The organism is Sphingobium sp. CCH11-B1 (assembly GCF_001556865.1).
In the GTDB taxonomy this organism is placed as follows: Bacteria; Pseudomonadota; Alphaproteobacteria; order Sphingomonadales; family Sphingomonadaceae; genus Sphingobium.
Genome location: NZ_LSJY01000089.1, coordinates 36,465 through 52,491, shown reverse-complemented (window position 1 = coordinate 52,491; position 16,027 = coordinate 36,465). Strand labels below are relative to the sequence as shown.

Sequence of the window (16,027 nt, the reverse complement as noted above, 5' to 3'; positions counted from 1 at the left end):
GGGCGGGGCGAATGGCCGGGGCTGGACGTGCGACTGCTGACGCACAACAGGCTGGTTCCGATGTGCAGTCCAGGTTGGCTGGCGCGACACGGTCCTGTCCCGGATGCGCGGGCGTTGCACGCGATGCCGCGCCTGTCGCCTGACGACATGTGGTGGCACGAATGGTTCGCTGCCATGGGGGTGGAGGATGATCCCGCCGCCGGCCCGCCGGGCATCGCGCTCGACAGCCAGGTGATGGAGGGGCGCGCCGCCATCGCGGGCCAAGGGATCGCGATCCTCAATCATTTCCTCTGGAAGGCGGAGGTGGAAGCGGGATTGCTGGTGGAGGCCGTGCCCTCCTATGTTCGGGAGCTGGCGAGCTACTGGATCGTCTATCCGTCCCACGCCCGCAACACGCCCAAGGTGAAGGCGTTTCGCGACTGGATATGCGCCGAATTCGCCGATGCGGTCGCGGCGGACCCCGGCGGGGTTTACTTGCCGCGCTGAACTGCCCCCGACATGCTCGTCACTGACCATTGAGCGAAACCGTTTCCGTTTCGTGCCTGCTTTGCTAAGTCCTCCGCGATGACAGATTTCCGCGACCCGTTCGACGCCATCAAGGATCATCCGTTCGACGAAGCGCTCTCCCAGCGTTATCTCGTCTATGCGCTTTCGACGATCACGGCCCGATCGCTGCCGGACCTGCGCGACGGGTTGAAGCCGGTGCACAGGCGGCTGCTTTGGGCGATGCGCCTGCTGCGGATGGAGCCGGGCGGCGCCAACCCGGACGTGCTGGTCGAAAATCCGGCACGCAACACCACGCCCTACAAGAAATGCGCCCGCGTCGTCGGCGACGTGATCGGCAAATATCACCCGCATGGCGACGCCTCGGTCTATGACGCGATGGTGCGGCTTGCGCAGGATTTCTCGCTCCGCACGCCCCTGGTCGACGGGCAGGGCAATTTTGGCAATATCGACGGCGATAATGCGGCGGCGATGCGCTATACCGAAGCGCGCCTGACGCAGGCCGCCGCCGATCTCATGTCGGGGCTTGACGAGGGCACCGTCGATTTCCGTCCGACCTACAATGGCGAGGATGAGGAGCCGGAGGTCTTTCCCGGCCTCTTCCCAAATCTTCTCGCCAATGGCGCGAGCGGCATCGCGGTGGGCATGGCGACCAGCATCCCGCCGCACAATGTTGCTGAATTGATCGACGCCGCCAATCTGCTGATCGACAATCCCGACGCCGACCATGCCGCATTGATGCAGGTGGTGAAGGGGCCTGACTTCCCGACCGGCGGCGTGCTGGTGGACAGCCCATCGATCATTTCCGAAGCCTATGCCACGGGTCGCGGCGCGTTCCGCACCCGGGCGCGCTGGCACAAGGAGGATGGCGGGCGGGGCACATGGGTCGCGGTGGTCACGCAAATTCCCTACCAGGTGCAGAAATCCAAGCTGATCGAGCAGATTGCCGCCCTCATCAACGATCGGAAGCTACCGATCCTGGCCGATGTGCGGGACGAAAGCGACACGGAAATCCGCATCGTCATAGAGCCGCGCGCCCGCACCGTGGACGAACAGGTGCTGATGGACAGCCTGTTCCGCCTGACCGACCTTGAAAACCGCTTCCCCCTGAACCTCAACGTGCTGGACGCCAGCCACACGCCGCGCGTCCTGGGCCTCAAGCCGCTGCTGATCGAATGGCTGAAGCATCAGATCGACGTGCTGGTCCGCCGCGCCCGTCACCGCCTGGACAAGATCGCCGCACGGCTGGAACTGCTCGACGGCTATATCATCGCCTATCTGAACCTCGACCGGGTGATCGAGATCATCCGTACGGAGGACGAGCCAAAGCCGGTGATGATGGACGAATTCTCCCTCACCGACCGGCAGGCCGAGGCCATCCTCAACATGCGACTGCGCAGCTTGCGCAAGCTGGAGGAGATGGAACTGCGCCGCGAACATGCCGAACTGCTCAAGGAGCAGGACGAGCTTGAAAAGCTGGTGGAAAGTCCCGCGCGCCAGCGTACGCGCCTGAAGAAGGATCTTGCCGCGCTGCGCAAGCGCTACGGGCCGGACACCGATCTTGGCCGCCGCCGCTCGCTGGTGGAGGAAGCGGCCCCGGCGCGGGAAATCCCGCTGGAGGCGATGATCGAGCGTGAACCCATCACCGTCATCCTGTCGGAACGTGGGTGGATTCGCGCGATGAGCGGTCATCGCGACCTGGCCGCGGCGGATACGCTCAAGTTCAAGGAAGGCGATGGGCCTCAATTCGCCTTCCACGCCTATACGACGGACAAGCTGCTGATGGCGACCTCAACCGGCCGGGTCTATACGTTGGCGTCGGACAAACTGCCGGGTGGCCGGGGCTTTGGCGATCCGGTGCGGTCGCTCGTCGACATGGACAATGAAGGCAGCATCGTGGCGCTGATGCCGGCGCGACCGGGTGGCGACCTGTTGCTCGCGTCGTCGGATGGCCGCGGCTTCCTTGCGGCGGCGGCGGACCTGATCGCCGAAACGCGCAAGGGCAAGCAGGTGGTCAATGTCCGTACCGGCGCGAAGCTGAGCGTTGTTCGGCCCGTCCCGGCCGAGGCCGACAGCGTCGCCGTGATCGGCGAGAACCGCAAGCTGCTCGTCTTTTCCCTTGGCGAAATGCCCAAGATGGCGCGTGGGCAGGGGGTGCAGATGCAGCGCTACCGGGATGGCGGCCTGTCCGATGCGCTGGCCTTCCGCCTTGCCGATGGCCTCAGCTGGACCATGGGCGGCGAGTCGGGACGGACACGGACGGAAAGCGACATGCTGCCATGGAAGGTCGCGCGGGGCGCGGCGGGCCGGATGCCGCCCACAGGATTCCCGCGCGACAATCGGTTCTAATCAGCGGCTTTTTGCGCGCATTCGGTTCGTCGCAAAACTGTTTAACGTTTCCCGAAAATTTACTCCTTCCCGATAACCCAAGGGCATGGAATCCGCTTCGGTGCGTAATTTGCCGGTAAAACCGGCCACCGATACTCCTCTGCTTGGGGAGGATGGCGCACATCAGGACATCGGGATGGCGCAATGGCTCGCGGCCTTGCCGCATCTTGCCGCGGTCTTCGCTTGCGACGGCGAAGGCATCCGCGTCGTCATGGGGAACAGGCGCTTTGCTGCGGTCGAAGGCTTGACGCGCGACTCCTCGTCGCTGGGCAAAATCCGCTCGGAACTGCTCGACCGCGTTTCCGGTTTCGCCCACTCCAACTGCGACACCGACAGTTTCGAAATCAGGCGGGAAGGAAAGCTGGGGCCGGAATATTTCCTGTGCACCCTGGGCCGCCTGCCTGCCGAAAACGCCGAGGCATCGTTCTTTCTTTTTACCGCCACCGACCGTACCAGCGAGCGCGCGATCGAGAAGAATCTGCGCCGCGAACTCCTTTCGGACGGGCTGACCGCCCTGCCGAACCGCACCGGCTTCGGTGAGGAAATCGACGACCGCCTGAACAACAGCGTCTGGCCGGACAATGCGCAATTCGGCATCATCGCCATCGACCTCAGCCGCTTCAGCCGGGTCAATGAATCGCTCGGGCCGATGGCTGGCGACGAACTCCTCATCACTGTTGCCAAGCGGCTCAAGTCGAGCTTGCGCCAGGGCGATGTGCTGGCCCGGATCGGCGGCAATGATTTCGCCATTTTCGCACGCCTGAACAATGGCTTGTCAGACGCTCTTCACATCGTTCAGCGCATACAGGAAGCGCTGAGCTCGCCGATCAGGCTGAGCGACCTGCAGATCCGGGTCGATTGCGCCATCGGCTGCGCCCTTTCCATCAACCTGGACGACGACCCGGACGATGTGATCCGCAAGGCGCAGGCGGCGGTCAAGATCGCCAAGCGCAGCGGCAAGGTGGAAATCTATCGCAACGGTGTTCTCAAGGAAGCGCAGCGGCGATTTTCGATCGAAAGCCGGTTGCGGGATGCGTTGGCGCAAGGGGGGCTGACGCTCGCCTTTCAGCCGCTCATCCACCTGCCGACCGGAGAGATAACCGGGTTCGAAGCGCTGGCGCGGTGGAACGACCCGGAACTGGGCAATGTGTCCCCGGTCGAGTTCGTCGCCGTGGCCGAGGAGAGCGGCCTCATCACCCCGCTCGGGCGATGGGCGGCCTATGAAGCGGCGCAGGCGTTGGCGCGCTGGGATGCGAAATTCGGCCAGCCCTTGCCCGTGGGTGTTAACGTCAACCTGTCTCCGATCCAGATGGCGCGCGACGATGTGGGCGCGATGTTCGAGGAGGCGCTTCGCTATTCGGGCATTGCCGGCGGCCGGATGACGGCGGAAATCACGGAAAGCGCGATCATCGCCGATCCCGACAAGGCGCGCAAACTGCTGGTGGCGCTGAAGGATTTGCAGATGTCGATCGCCATGGACGATTTCGGCACCGGCTTTTCCAACCTCGCCAGCCTGCACAGCCTGCCCATCGACATATTGAAAATCGACCGCAGCTTCGTCTTCTCCATGCTGGAAGACAGGGACAAGGCGGTGATCGTGCGCACCATCCTGTCGCTGGCCGAATCGCTCAACCTGAAAGTCACCGCCGAAGGCATCGAGACGCAGGATCTTGCGCTCGCCCTTCAGAAGATGGGCTGCTGGCAGGGGCAGGGCTATTATTTCGCCAGGCCGATGAACGAAACGGACGCGTTCGACTATTGGCGCGCGCGCTGGAATTTCGAAACGATCTGATCGGCCAGCGTCTCGACGCGCGCGGTATCGGGAAAATCCTCAGCCACCCACAGCCGCTGCACTTCCTGTAGCGCTTTGGCGACATCGGGACCGGCTGGCAGTCCGCGCGCGATCAATGCGCCGCCACCGATCGGCAGGGTAGGGGGCGTCCAGTCGCGCACATCTTCCACCGCACCCGCCGGCCGTGCAGGGTCCAGCAACAGGCGATCGATCGCGCCCTCCACGCCGACCCTGTGGGCGAGCGCGCGCGCGCTTTCCTGCCCGGCAACCGGTTCCAGCGCCACCATCAGCCGCTTGCGCGCCTTGTTCGACAGCTTCAGCCGCGCGCCGATCTGGTCCGCCAGGGTCGGGTCGGGGGGCAGCAGCGCGGCCAGCCGGCGGAGCGGCGCAGGGGATATTCCCGCCTCCGCCTCCCGCGCGATCACCTGCGCGACCCGATCGACACCTGCCATCTCCACCTCGGGCAGGACGGGTTGAAAGATGCCGCCTTCCGCCATCAGGCGCAGCGCATGGACCGGGGACTCGCCACCCAGAAGTTTCAGCAATTCGTCCGCGATCCGCTCCCGCGACAGGGCCATCAGGCTTTTGGCCGCATCGACGCAGGCTGCGTAAGCCTCCGCGTCCAGCTCGTCCCCGCCATAGCGCGACAGGAATCGGAAATAGCGCAGGATGCGCAAATGATCTTCGGCAATCCGCGCCGCCGCGTTGCCGATGAAGCGCAGCCGCCGCGCCTTCAGATCAGCGACGCCGCCGAAATAGTCGCTGATCGCGCCGCTGGCCGGATCGGCATAGAGGGCGTTGATGGTGAAGTCGCGCCGCGCCGCGTCTTGTCGCCAGTCGTCGGTATAGGCGATGGTGGCCCGCCGCCCGTCCGTGCTGACGTCGCGCCGCAATGTCGTGATCTCCACCGGGCCGTCGGGCAGGATGGCGGTGATCGTGCCATGGTCGATCCCGGTCGGCACCGCCTTGATCCCCGCGTCCGTCAGCCTGTCGACCACGCCTTGCGGATCGATGGTCGTCGCAACGTCCAGGTCGTTGACGGGAAGGCCCAGCAGCCCGTCGCGCACTGCGCCCCCAACGAAGCGGGCCGTGCCCTGTCGCGCATCCAACGCCGATAGCAGGCCATCCAGTCCCGGCCGATGCCGCCATGGCGCATCAGGCAGCCAGACGGTCATGGCCCAGCCTCCGCGACAGGTTGGCGAGGATGGCGGCTGTTATCCCCCAGATGCGGCGCTCCTCCCAGAAAATCTCGTAATAATGCCGCGTCGATCCGCCAAACTCCACTTCCCGGCGGATCCGGTTGGCGGGGTCGAGCGCATAGGACAATGGCACCTCGAACCAGTTGGCCACCTCATCCTCCTGCGCGCGCAGCGGCAGATCGGGCGGGATGACGCCCAGCACCGGCACGATGTCGAACCCCGTGAAGGTCGGGTAGCGATCGAACGTGCCGACCACCTCCACCTGCGAAGGGGGCAGGGCGATCTCCTCCTGCGCCTCGCGCAGCGCACCGGCGATTGCGTCGGCGTCGCCTTCGTCCACCCGACCGCCGGGGAAGGCGATCTGGCCGGCATGTTTGCGCAGCGCGGCGGATCGTTCGGTGAGGATCAGACCCGGCTCGGCACGGTCGGTGATCGCAACCAGCACGGCGGCGGGGGCCAGGACGATGTCACCCACGATACGCGGGTCGTGCGTGTCGTCGTCCGGCAGGATAAAGCCACGCCCCAGTTCCAGCGCATCTCGCAGCCGTTCCGCCAGCCTCACGATGCGTCGTCCAGCGCGAAATAGGCGCCTCCGCTCCACAGGCCGACGCGCCTGTCCTCCCTGGCGTCCGATTCCTCCAGCGCCAGGTTCATCAGTTCGTAATAGACGCTGCGCCCGATCAGAGCTTCCATGCCGCCCCGGACATGAAGATAGGGGCGGGGCCCGTCAGGCGTTTCCCGCAGGAACAGCTGATGGTCGGGCCCGGCGGTCACGACATCGCCGCTGTTCAGGCGAAAGGCCAGCGTGCGGCGGCGGCCATCCCCCTCACTTTTCAATTCCACCGCGACAAACGGCGCGTCCTCCACCTCTATGTCCAGCTTCTCGACCGGCGTCACCAGCACATGGCGTCCGTCCGCTTCCCGCCGCAGGATCGTCGAAAACAGGCGTACCATCGCCTCGCGCCCAATGGGGCTGCCCTGATGATACCAGCGTCCGTCGCGTGCGATGCGCATCTCGCTGTCGCCACAATGATCGGGGTTCCACGTTTCGACGGGGGGCAGGCGCTTTTCCTGCGCGAGCCGCGCTATGTCCGTCAGGGACAGGGTGGACAGGTCGGGGACAGGCTCCATCGGCATGGGGCCGAGATAGGAGCGTCCCCGCTCGAAGGCAAAGGGGTATTTGACCGCGCGTCAGGCCGCCAGCGCCATCCGCGGCGCCAGCATGCCTTCGCCGCCTACCGGCCGGCCATCCACCGACAGTGCCAGCAGCCGACGCTGCTCGAACGGACCGGGTGCGCGCCAGCCGGCGGTGCAGTCTGCGTTGAATCCCCAGAAGCGGCCGTAATATTCAGGATCGCCAATCATCATCAGCGGCTCCGTTTGCTGCTTGCGGGCCGCTGCAACCACCGCGTCCATCATGGCCCGTCCATGGCCGCCATTCTGGCGATCGGGGTGCACGGCGACCGGCCCGACCATGATGAGCGGCATCTGCGCGCCGTCCGGGTGGGTCAGGGCGACGGGCCAGCTTTGCAGCGACCCTATGAGCGCGCCGCCGGCATCCAGCGCGGCGAAGGACAGGCCCGGCAACCAGGGCATGCCGCGGCGGATGATGTAGGCCGTGCGGCCATGGCGATCCAGGCCGAACGCCGTGTCGAGCAGCTGGTCGATTGCCTGTTCGGGCTGACTGTCGAGGGGCACGATATGTGACACGTCTTGCCGTTCCGCCATCAATGGCGCATGGGGCGCGCCGGAGCGGCGGGCTTTTAGCGCCCGTTCCGCAAAATGAAAGACTAAAACAGGCTGCCGCCCGACTGTGGGCAGGGCCGTATATGGCGAGCTATGCACACCGGATTTGACGATTTTCTGACCCTGGAAGTCAACAACCTGCACGTCGACGTGCTGACCGGCATCTATTCGGAGGAGACGCATCTGCCCCAGCCGTTGCGGATTTCCATCCGCGCCCGGCTGCGAGTCGGGGACCATTACGACCCCGTCACCCCGCTCACCCGGTCCAAAAATTACATGGACCTCAAGCATGCGGCCTCGACCGCCTTGCCCGAGGGCGTTCATTTCACGCTGATTGAGGCAGTCGCCGACCACATCATCGACACCATCTTCCTTCAGGACGACAAGGTCAGCCATGTCGAGGTGAAGATCGTGAAGCTCGCCCTGTCGGAGCGGGGCGAGGAAATCGGCATCACGCTGGGGCGCGGCCGACACTGAAAACGCATGAAAACCTGTCCCCGGCGAAGGCCGGGGGCCGGTTCCGGCCAGGTCTGTGATCGCCCCGCGGCACGACCGCCGATCGCCTATTTCTTGATCAGCCCGATTTCGATCAGCCGCTCGGTCAGATAATCATGCGCGCTGATCGGCGGCTCACGGCGCGGATTATCCTGCGTTACGCATTGCGGCAGCGCATCGATGATGAAGTCCGGGCGCAGATGCAGGAAGAAGGGCATCGAATAGCGCGAATGGCCGCGCCGTTCGGGCGGTGGATTGACCACGCGATGGCTGGTCGAGGGCAGCACATGGTTGGTCAATCGCTGCAGCATGTCGCCCACATTGATCGCCAGCGCGCCCGGCGGCGGGACCACGGGCAACCAGTTTCCGCCGCGATCCTTCAACTCCAGCCCGCCTTCCTCCGCGCCCAGCAGCAGGGTGATGAGGTTGATGTCCTCATGCGCGCCGGCCCGGATGCCGGGGGCCTGCGGCGACACCGGCGGATAATGGAGAAGCCGCAGAATCGAATTGCCATTTTCGATCGGGCCGTCGAACCAGCGTTCCGGCAGGCCCAGATAGAGCGCGATCGCCGACAGCAATTCCGCGCCCACCCGGTCGAATTCGCGATAGAGCCGCGCGAAGGCCGGCTTGAAATCCGGCATTTCTTCCGGCCAGATATTGGGCGGCATCGTTTCCGCCAGCGGATCGCCGGCCGGCAGGTCGCGGCCGACATGCCAGAATTCCTTAAGGTCGTTCTCGCTCGCGCCCTTCGCGATCTCGGTGCCGAACGCTGTATAGCCGCGCTGGCCGCCATTGATCTTGGCGTTGTAGCGCTGCTTGACCTCCTCGGGCAGTTCGAAGAAGCGCCGGGCCAGCGTCCACCCTTCGTCGATCAGCGCCTGATCCATGCCATGATCCTTCACCATGGCGAAGCCGAAACGTTGGAAGGACTGGCCGAACGCCTGGGCAAACTCTGCCTTGGGCATTTCTGCCAGGGACAGGACGGGCACCTGATCCAGCACCGTTTGCGACACGTCTATTCTCCACAAAAAGGTCGATGCGGGGGCCGCCATGCGCCGGGGCCACCCTTCATGCACCTATCCTTGATCGCGCCCGGCCGCTGATGCAAGGAGGCAAAATGAACTACTGGCTGATGAAATCGGAACCCGACGTATTTTCCTACGACGACCTGGTCGCAAAGGGGAAGGCGGAATGGGACGGCGTGCGGAACCACGCGGCGCAGGGCCATATGAAGGCGATGCGGAAGGGCGATCTGGCGATCTTCTACCACAGCAACATCGGCGTGGAGGCGGTGGGCATCATGACCATTGCGGAGGAAGCCGCGCCCGATAGCACGGACGAAACGGGCAAGTGGATCGCGGTCCATGTCGCGCCCAAGGAAAAGCTGGCAAAGCCCGTCACGCTCAAGACCATGAAGGCGGACCCTGCCCTGGCCGACATGGTCATGATCCGCCAATCGCGCCTGTCGGTATCGCCACTGACGAAAGCGCAATTCGACCATATTGTCGGCCTGTCCCGCCAATAATCGTCGTTACGGTTGCGATTGCGTCCGTTGCAATCCACCTGACGTGCTTTGCGATTGCTGCAATGCAGCGAGGCCATCTAAAAAAGCTTCAACAGAATAAGAATATCCAGAGGTGTTTGATCGGCATTCACAAGGAGCAAAACCATGCGAATGCTGTCCAAGTTTGTTGTTGCCTTCATCATGGCCTCGGCCGCTTCCACCGGCTACGCTGCCGAAGATGCCCCCAAGCAGCGCTTCAGCCATGAAGGCTATACCTATGTCTATCAGGTCGAAGACACCAAGGCGGGCAAGGTGATTTCGGGCCGTCGTTACCCCGACGCCGTCGCCTTCAACCTGGCTGTGAAGAACGGCAGGGTTTCGGGCGTGTCGGGTGGCCAGCGGGTCGCCTTCGACGTCGAGGATGCGCGCGGCGCCGCCGCCGGCAACTAAGGCGTCATGTCATTGAAAAAGGGGCCGGTTTCCAATAGGAAACCGGCCCCTTTTTCATGCCCCGCATCCGGGCGTGGAGGGCGGCGCGGTAAACGCGCCGCCGATCCCGATCAACGGCAGCGGCGCTTGCTGTCGATTTCCTTGCCGAGCAGCGCGCCACCGGCCGCGCCCAGGATCGTGCCTGTGGCGCGATCGCCGCGCGTGTCGATCGCACGGCCCACCAGCGCGCCGCCGACGCCGCCGACGATCAGGCCCGTCGTCCCGTTCGACTTGCGGCAATAGGTACGGCCATCCCTGCCGCGCCATTCCTTGTAGCGATAATTCTTCCGTGCCTGTGCGCCATCGGTCGGCACAGCCATCGAAGCCGGAATGGCCAGCGAAACGGCGGCCAGGGCAAGCAGGGCTTTACGCATATCTATCTCCTCCAATAGCGTAATCGAACGGTTCAACCCCGCCACCTTGATCGAGGTTGCATGAACCTGAGGCAACGACCTAAACATTTGTTTCAAATGGCTTAAATTTTTAGGAAGGAAGAGGATGCGCCACCCCGCGGGCTCAATCGATCCTGGCTGCCACCCGCTGGACGGTGAAAGGCTTGGCTCCAACGCCCGAACGGGCTGTTCGACCTTCGTCGGTTGTGCGGCGACGCCCGGCGTCGATTTTGCCTGTTCATCCGCGCGTCGCGGACCGCTCGAAAACTTATCCACATCTATCCACAGATTTGCGAGTCTGCCGGTCATGAGCCTGTCCGATTTTGCTTGGAGCGACTCGGCATCGGTGACACCATCCCCTTGTCGAAGCAGTGGGGCCGGAGCGATCCGAACCAAAAAATGGATGAGAAATCAGCCATTTACTGCATCGGTCGGTGGATGGGCGTTCGATCTGAAAAGATCGTCCGGATCGGAAGCCAAATCGTCAGGACAGCCCTGCCGGGTACGCGCGAAAGTGAACGTCGGGCAGAGCGGAAGAGACGATCGGCGGAGGGTAAAGGCCTATGGCCGGACGCCCGAAGCAAACCCCTTGCCATGCTTCGTCAGAAGCGGACGCGCGGGATCGCCGGGCCGATGATCGCATCCTTCTTCGGAAAGACGCGGATCGGAAGACTCGACGGAAGTGGGGACCGGCAGAGATGCCGGCCCCCATTTTCTTCTGTCGCGAGGTCAGTTCGTCCCGCCGCTGCCGAGGGGGGAAGCGGGCGCACGCGCACCCCCTGCTTTTCGCCGTTGACCATGGTCCCCATGACTATTAGTGCGTCCGCCATCCAGCCGGCTTAGCACAGCGGTAGTGCAGCGGTTTTGTAAACCGAAGGTCGGGGGTTCGATCCCCTCAGCCGGCACCACCCCCTTCAAGTCACCCCGAACGTCCAGCCTTCCGTCCGCGCGACGGCTGGCGTCATGCCGTCCGGGGTCCAGAGCGCTGCGTCTTCCGCCACTTGTCGCATCCATGCGGCGGTCAGGATGGCGTCCGCGCCATGATCGTCCGGTACGGAGCCATCATGGGATGCCGATCCCACGGCTGCCAGCGCGGCGTTCAGCGCCGCCGCGTCGCGCATCTTGGTCCGGCCCTTGGGGCGTCCGGCAGCCCGCGCGGCGATGCTGGTATAGATTTCCACGACCAGCGATCCGGCCGGGGGAAGTGCGTCAAATGGCCAGATCGGGACATGGCGATGGACATGATGCAGCAGCCGCATCCCGGCAAAGCTGGCCTTGGCCACCTGCGCCGCGCCGATCGCGTCATAGACGGTGGACGGCTTGCCCCCTCCACCCGCGTTGTAGCGCGCCTCGCAGGCGCGATTGTGCATGAACGCCGCCTTCACCCCGTCCGCCTTGCCGAAATAGAAATGGCGGCGGTGGGCGACTTCCAGCAGGCTGGCCGCGCCCAGATCCGGGTCGTCGCAGATCGCGTCGACATAAGCCCAGAAGGCCGGCCCACCCTGCGGCACCGTATCGCCCGGCAGATAACTGCCCCGCGCGACAAAGGGCGGCGCGAAGCTGAAGTCGAAACCGAAAAGGGTAGGCGCATCGCCCGCCGCGCCGGTCAGCCAGTCGGCGACCGCCTGTCGCGACCAGACGCCGTCCGGCGCCGCCACCAGTCGGGGAACGGCATCGCCTTCCTCGCACAGGGCGACCGCGATCCCCTTGTGCCGCATGCCTTTCGCTCCAGACCAGTCAATCGCGGCGAAGCGCGTGAATCGACGCATCACGTCTCGGCACGCTCCGCCCTCAGCCTGTCCCAATAGGCCATGCGTTCCGCCACCCGCGCCTCATACCCCCGGTCGCTGGGTGCGTAGAAGGCCTGCGGGCTCATCTCCTGCGGCCAATAGTTCGCGCCGGAAAAGCCGTCCGCCGCGTCATGGTCATATTGATAGCCCTTGCCGTACCCCACCTGCTTCATAAGCTTGGTCGGCGCATTGACGATGTTCATCGGGGGCATCAGCGATCCCGTTTCCCGCGCCGATCGGAAGGACGCCTTCATCGCCATATAGCCGGCGTTCGATTTGGGCGCGGTCGCGCAATAGAGGCAGGCTTGGACGATCGCCAGTTCGCCCTCCGGCGAGCCGAGAAATTCATAGGCGTCCTTGGCGGCAAGGCATTGCACCACCGCCTGCGGGTCAGCGAGGCCGATATCCTCGGTCGCGAACCGTACCAGCCGCCGCAGCACGTATAGCGGTTCCTCCCCCGCTGTCAGCATCCGCGCCAGATAATAGAGCGCTGCTTGCGGGTCCGACCCGCGCAAGGATTTGTGCAGGGCGGAGATGAGGTTGTAATGCCCCTCCCGATCCTTGTCATAGACTGCGACCCGCCGGTGCAGCAGCGCCGAAAGCCCGGCTGGATCGAGCGGCTCGCCAATGTCTATGGAATAGAGCGTCTCCACCTGGTTCAGCAGGAAACGCCCGTCGCCGTCTGCGCTCGCCAGCAATGCCTCGCGCGCGGCGTCGTCCAGCGGCAGGGGCCGGCCCGTCAGCGTTTCGGCGCGCTCCAGCAATTGTTCCAGCGCCGCCGCATCCAGCCGCTGCAGGATCAGAACCTGCGCCCGCGACAGCAGCGCCGCATTGAGTTCGAAACTCGGATTTTCGGTTGTCGCACCGACCAGCGTCACCGTGCCGTCTTCGACGAAGGGCAGGAAACTGTCCTGCTGCGCCCGGTTGAAACGGTGGATCTCGTCCACGAAGAGCAGCGTCTTTTCCCCGCGTCGGCCATGTTCGCGTGCGGCGGCGAACACCTTCTTGAGGTCGGCGACGCCGGAAAAGACGGCGGAGATCGGCTCGAAGCGCATGCCGACCGCGTCTGCCAACAGGCGCGATATGGTCGTCTTGCCAGTGCCGGGCGGTCCCCAGAAGATGATGGAGGAAAGACGCCCCGCCGCGACCATCCTGCCGATCGCGCCCTCTGGACCGGTCAGATGCTCCTGCCCGACCACCTCGTCCAGCGTACGGGGACGCAGCCGGTCGGCCAGCGGGCTATCGGCCGCCGGACCATCGGCGGCTGGCACATCATCGGAAGCGAAAAGGTCGGCCATGCCGACTGATATAGGCGTTCGCGCCGATTATGGAACCGGACTGGAGCGGGGCGACAGGCCATGCGATCGCTGGCGGATGAGGCGCAGATAGGTGTCGACCAGAGCCTGGTTCACCTGATCCCATCCATTGCGTTCCGCCCGTGCACGGGCTGCCTGCCCGGCCCGCTGGCGGACCTCCGCCTCCAGGCAATAGGTCTGGAGCGCGTCGGCGAAATCCTCGATCGCGCCGGGGCGGATCAGCCGGCCGGTCACCCCTTCGGTGACCAGGCTTTCGCTGCCGGTGGCGCGCGCCGCGACCGTGGGCAGCGCGCAGGCCATCGCTTCCAGCGTGACATTGCCGAACGTCTCGGTGACGGACGGGTTGAACAGCATGTCCATGCTCGCCACCGCCCGGCCAAGGTCAGCGCCCGTCTGGAACCCGGTGAAGATGCCGCCGGGCAGGCGGTTCTGGAACCATTCGCGCGCCGGCCCTTCGCCCACCACCAGCACCCTGTGGCGCACATGCCGCGCGCTCAGGCGGTCGACCGTGTCGGAAAAGACGTCCAGGCCCTTTTCCATCACCAGTCGGCCGATGAAGCCGATGACCGGCGCGTCATCCTCGATCCCCATCGACCGCCGCCAGGCCAGGTCGCGCCGTTCCGGGTTGAAGATGTCGCGGTCGATCCCCCGCGTCCAGATGCCGACATCATAGTTCATCCGCTGCTCGCGCAGCAGTTGTGCCATCGATTCCGACGGCGCGACGATCGCGTCGCAGCGGCGATAGAAGCGGCGCAGCATGGACAGCACCAACGGCTCCAGGAAAGCCAGTCCGTAGTAGCGCGGATAGGTCTCGAACCGCGTATGCACCGACGCCACCGTGGGGATGTTCCTGCGCCGTGCCCAGCTAAGGGCCCGGTGGCAGAGCGGATCGGGACTGGCGACATGGACGAGGTTGGGCGCAAACGCCTTGAGGTCGCGGCGCAATCCGGCCGACAACCGATAGGGGACGCGATATTCCTTGCGCCCCGGCACGGCAAAGGACGGCGCGCTCACCAGTTCGCCCGTCGGTTCGAAGGCCGGACTGGCCACCGTCGGCGAATAGACCCGGACGGTGGCGCCCTGACGCAGCAAATATCCCACGAAGCGGTTGAGCGCCTGGTTAGCGCCGTCGCGCACATAATTATAATTGCCGCTGAACAGGGCGACACGAAGGCCGGTAACATCCATCGCGGCGCCTGTAGACGATCCATCCGCAAAACCCAAGGGAACCCTGCAGGCGGCCAGGGATTATGGCATCGTTGTAGAGAAAGCCGGCCGGCGCGGCATGCGCCCGAACAGGAGAGAGTGCTGAAAATGACCGAGACTTTCCGTAAGGGAATGCGGGTCAGGTGGAACTGGGGGCAGGGCGTCGGCCGGGGACGCATTGCCGAAAGGTTCGAAGGACAGGTCGAACGGGTGATCGAAGGAAGGCCGGTTCGCCGCAACGGATCGCGCCGGGACCCCGCATTCCTCATCAGTGTCGATCGTGGCGGCGAAGTCCTCAAGCTCGGATCGGAACTGAGCGCGGGCTGAAATCGCCGTGCGGGCCGGCCCGTTCAAAACGGCCATCGCCTTGTGCCTGCCATGATGGCATGGCGTGCGCATGAGCACGCCTTTCATGACCGTCGACGCGCTGCTGGTCGGCACACCCATGCCGTTTCGCGGCGACGATCACAGCGCCATCGGCAAGCGCCCCGTCGACGGCGCCGTCCGCGTTACATGGGACGGGCTGGCCGGGGACGCGGTCGCGGACCGCATCCATCATGGCGGCTGGGACAAGGCGATCCACCTTTACCCGCAGGATCATTATGGCTGGTGGCGTGATCGCAAGCCCGGTCATCCTCTGTTCGATGCCCCCGGGGCCTTCGGCGAAAATATCGCGAGCCGCGGCATGACGGAGGAGGACATCTGCCTTGGCGACCGTTTTTCACTGGGCAGCGCCATTGTCGAGGTCAGTCACGGCCGGCAGCCCTGCTGGAAGCTCGATCATCGCTTCGGCGCGCGGGACGTAATGGCGACCATCATCAAGACCGGGCGGGCTGGCCTCTACTTCCGCGTGATAAGCGAAGGGGAGGCGCAAGCCGGGGCCGTCATGTCGCTCCTCGAACGCCCCTATCCCCAATGGAGTGCCGCCCGCGTCTTCCATCTGCTGATCGGCGGTGGCCATCGGACCGATCCCGCCGCCGTCCGGGCGCTGGCTGCGATGCCGGTGCTGGCGGAAGCATGGCGCGGCCGCGCGGAGAAGCTGGCGGGTTGAAACGCCCGCCATGTCCTATTTCCCGTCTCCAGCCTAAAGAAGGGAATGGATCAACGGGAACTGCCGGGACTGAAAATTTCCAACTTTTGAAACGAAACGCTCGATCCTGCGGGACATATGCGAAATTAAGCGCGCGATCTCCAACATCCGGTCGC

17 protein-coding genes and 1 tRNA gene are annotated in these 16,027 nt (G+C 64.7%); 9 read left to right on the top strand and 9 right to left on the bottom strand.

What is annotated here, in order from left to right; translation table 11 throughout:
• From AX724_RS10205 to AX724_RS10195, 3 genes are all read left to right on the top strand, one after another.
• Positions 1–486 (top strand): LysR substrate-binding domain-containing protein (locus AX724_RS10205; protein WP_231736624.1); only part of this gene is annotated, 486 nt, incomplete at its 5' end.
• Positions 487–564: 78 nt separating this feature from the next.
• Positions 565–2,853 (top strand): DNA topoisomerase IV subunit A, encoded by a 2,289-nt coding sequence (gene parC, locus AX724_RS10200; protein ID WP_066765924.1) that lies wholly within the window; start codon positions 565–567, stop codon positions 2,851–2,853.
• 175 nt (positions 2,854–3,028) lie between these two features.
• Positions 3,029–4,684 (top strand): putative bifunctional diguanylate cyclase/phosphodiesterase, encoded by a 1,656-nt coding sequence (locus AX724_RS10195; protein WP_443018692.1) that lies wholly within the window; start codon positions 3,029–3,031, stop codon positions 4,682–4,684.
• Here AX724_RS10195 and AX724_RS10190 read toward each other — a convergent pair.
• From AX724_RS10190 to AX724_RS10175, 4 genes are read right to left on the bottom strand one after another with little or no spacing between them, the layout of a single operon-like run.
• Complete coding sequence (locus AX724_RS10190; RefSeq protein ID WP_066765920.1) at positions 4,648–5,859, bottom strand: CCA tRNA nucleotidyltransferase; 1,212 nt, start codon at positions 5,857–5,859, stop codon at positions 4,648–4,650. The two genes, AX724_RS10195 and AX724_RS10190, sit on opposite strands and share 37 nt — an antisense overlap.
• Positions 5,840–6,445 carry a CoA pyrophosphatase gene (locus AX724_RS10185; protein WP_066765918.1) on the bottom strand — a complete coding sequence of 202 codons (606 nt, stop codon included), beginning with the start codon at positions 6,443–6,445 and terminating at the stop codon, positions 5,840–5,842. Before AX724_RS10185 ends, AX724_RS10190 begins: the two co-directional genes overlap by 20 nt.
• Positions 6,442–7,020: a DUF1285 domain-containing protein gene (locus AX724_RS10180; RefSeq protein WP_066765916.1), complete on the bottom strand. Its 579-nt coding sequence runs from the start codon at positions 7,018–7,020 to the stop codon at positions 6,442–6,444. The genes AX724_RS10185 and AX724_RS10180 overlap by 4 nt, the downstream gene beginning before the upstream one ends.
• 54 nt (positions 7,021–7,074) lie before the next feature.
• A complete protein-coding gene (locus AX724_RS10175) occupies positions 7,075–7,611 on the bottom strand; it encodes a GNAT family N-acetyltransferase (RefSeq protein ID WP_197421538.1) in 537 nt (178 codons plus the stop codon).
• A gap of 111 nt (positions 7,612–7,722) precedes the next feature.
• Here AX724_RS10175 and AX724_RS10170 point away from each other — a divergent pair, with 111 nt between their 5' ends.
• Positions 7,723–8,106 (top strand): dihydroneopterin aldolase, encoded by a 384-nt coding sequence (locus AX724_RS10170; protein WP_066765914.1) that lies wholly within the window; start codon positions 7,723–7,725, stop codon positions 8,104–8,106.
• Between the two features lie 86 nt (positions 8,107–8,192).
• Here AX724_RS10170 and AX724_RS10165 read toward each other — a convergent pair whose 3' ends face one another.
• Positions 8,193–9,137, bottom strand: a complete 945-nt coding sequence (locus AX724_RS10165; protein ID WP_066765932.1) for an isopenicillin N synthase family dioxygenase — start codon at positions 9,135–9,137, stop codon at positions 8,193–8,195.
• A gap of 104 nt (positions 9,138–9,241) precedes the next feature.
• Here AX724_RS10165 and AX724_RS10160 point away from each other — a divergent pair, with 104 nt between their 5' ends.
• Positions 9,242–9,649 carry an EVE domain-containing protein gene (locus AX724_RS10160; protein ID WP_066765913.1) on the top strand — a complete coding sequence of 136 codons (408 nt, stop codon included), beginning with the start codon at positions 9,242–9,244 and terminating at the stop codon, positions 9,647–9,649.
• 150 nt (positions 9,650–9,799) lie between these two features.
• Positions 9,800–10,078 carry a hypothetical protein gene (locus tag AX724_RS10155; protein ID WP_066765930.1) on the top strand — a complete coding sequence of 93 codons (279 nt, stop codon included), beginning with the start codon at positions 9,800–9,802 and terminating at the stop codon, positions 10,076–10,078.
• Positions 10,079–10,188: 110 nt separating this feature from the next.
• Here AX724_RS10155 and AX724_RS10150 read toward each other — a convergent pair whose 3' ends face one another.
• A complete protein-coding gene (locus tag AX724_RS10150; protein WP_066765911.1) occupies positions 10,189–10,491 on the bottom strand; it encodes a glycine zipper 2TM domain-containing protein in 303 nt (100 codons plus the stop codon).
• 851 nt (positions 10,492–11,342) lie between these two features.
• Here AX724_RS10150 and AX724_RS10140 point away from each other — a divergent pair.
• Positions 11,343–11,417: transfer RNA gene (locus tag AX724_RS10140), tRNA-Thr, on the top strand.
• Positions 11,418–11,423: 6 nt separating this feature from the next.
• Here AX724_RS10140 and AX724_RS10135 read toward each other — a convergent pair.
• The 3 genes from AX724_RS10135 to AX724_RS10125 are packed head-to-tail and all read right to left on the bottom strand — an operon-like array spanning position 11,424 to position 14,803.
• Entirely contained in the window at positions 11,424–12,281 is an 858-nt protein-coding gene (locus AX724_RS10135; RefSeq protein ID WP_156448046.1) for a hypothetical protein, read from the bottom strand.
• Complete coding sequence (locus AX724_RS10130; RefSeq protein ID WP_066765901.1) at positions 12,278–13,597, bottom strand: replication-associated recombination protein A; 1,320 nt, start codon at positions 13,595–13,597, stop codon at positions 12,278–12,280. The genes AX724_RS10135 and AX724_RS10130 overlap by 4 nt, the downstream gene beginning before the upstream one ends.
• Before the next feature lie 27 nt (positions 13,598–13,624).
• On the bottom strand, positions 13,625–14,803 hold the full coding sequence (locus tag AX724_RS10125; RefSeq protein WP_066765899.1) for a glycosyltransferase family 4 protein: 1,179 nt from the start codon (positions 14,801–14,803) through the stop codon (positions 13,625–13,627).
• A gap of 126 nt (positions 14,804–14,929) precedes the next feature.
• Between AX724_RS10125 and AX724_RS10120 the strand changes: the two genes are divergently transcribed.
• Both AX724_RS10120 and AX724_RS10115 read left to right on the top strand, forming a co-directional pair.
• Complete coding sequence (locus AX724_RS10120) at positions 14,930–15,148, top strand: DUF2945 domain-containing protein (protein WP_066765898.1); 219 nt, start codon at positions 14,930–14,932, stop codon at positions 15,146–15,148.
• Between the two features lie 70 nt (positions 15,149–15,218).
• Positions 15,219–15,872, top strand: coding sequence for an MOSC domain-containing protein (locus AX724_RS10115; protein ID WP_066765895.1), 654 nt, complete (start codon positions 15,219–15,221; stop codon positions 15,870–15,872).
• The last annotated feature ends 155 nt before the right edge of the window (positions 15,873–16,027 follow it).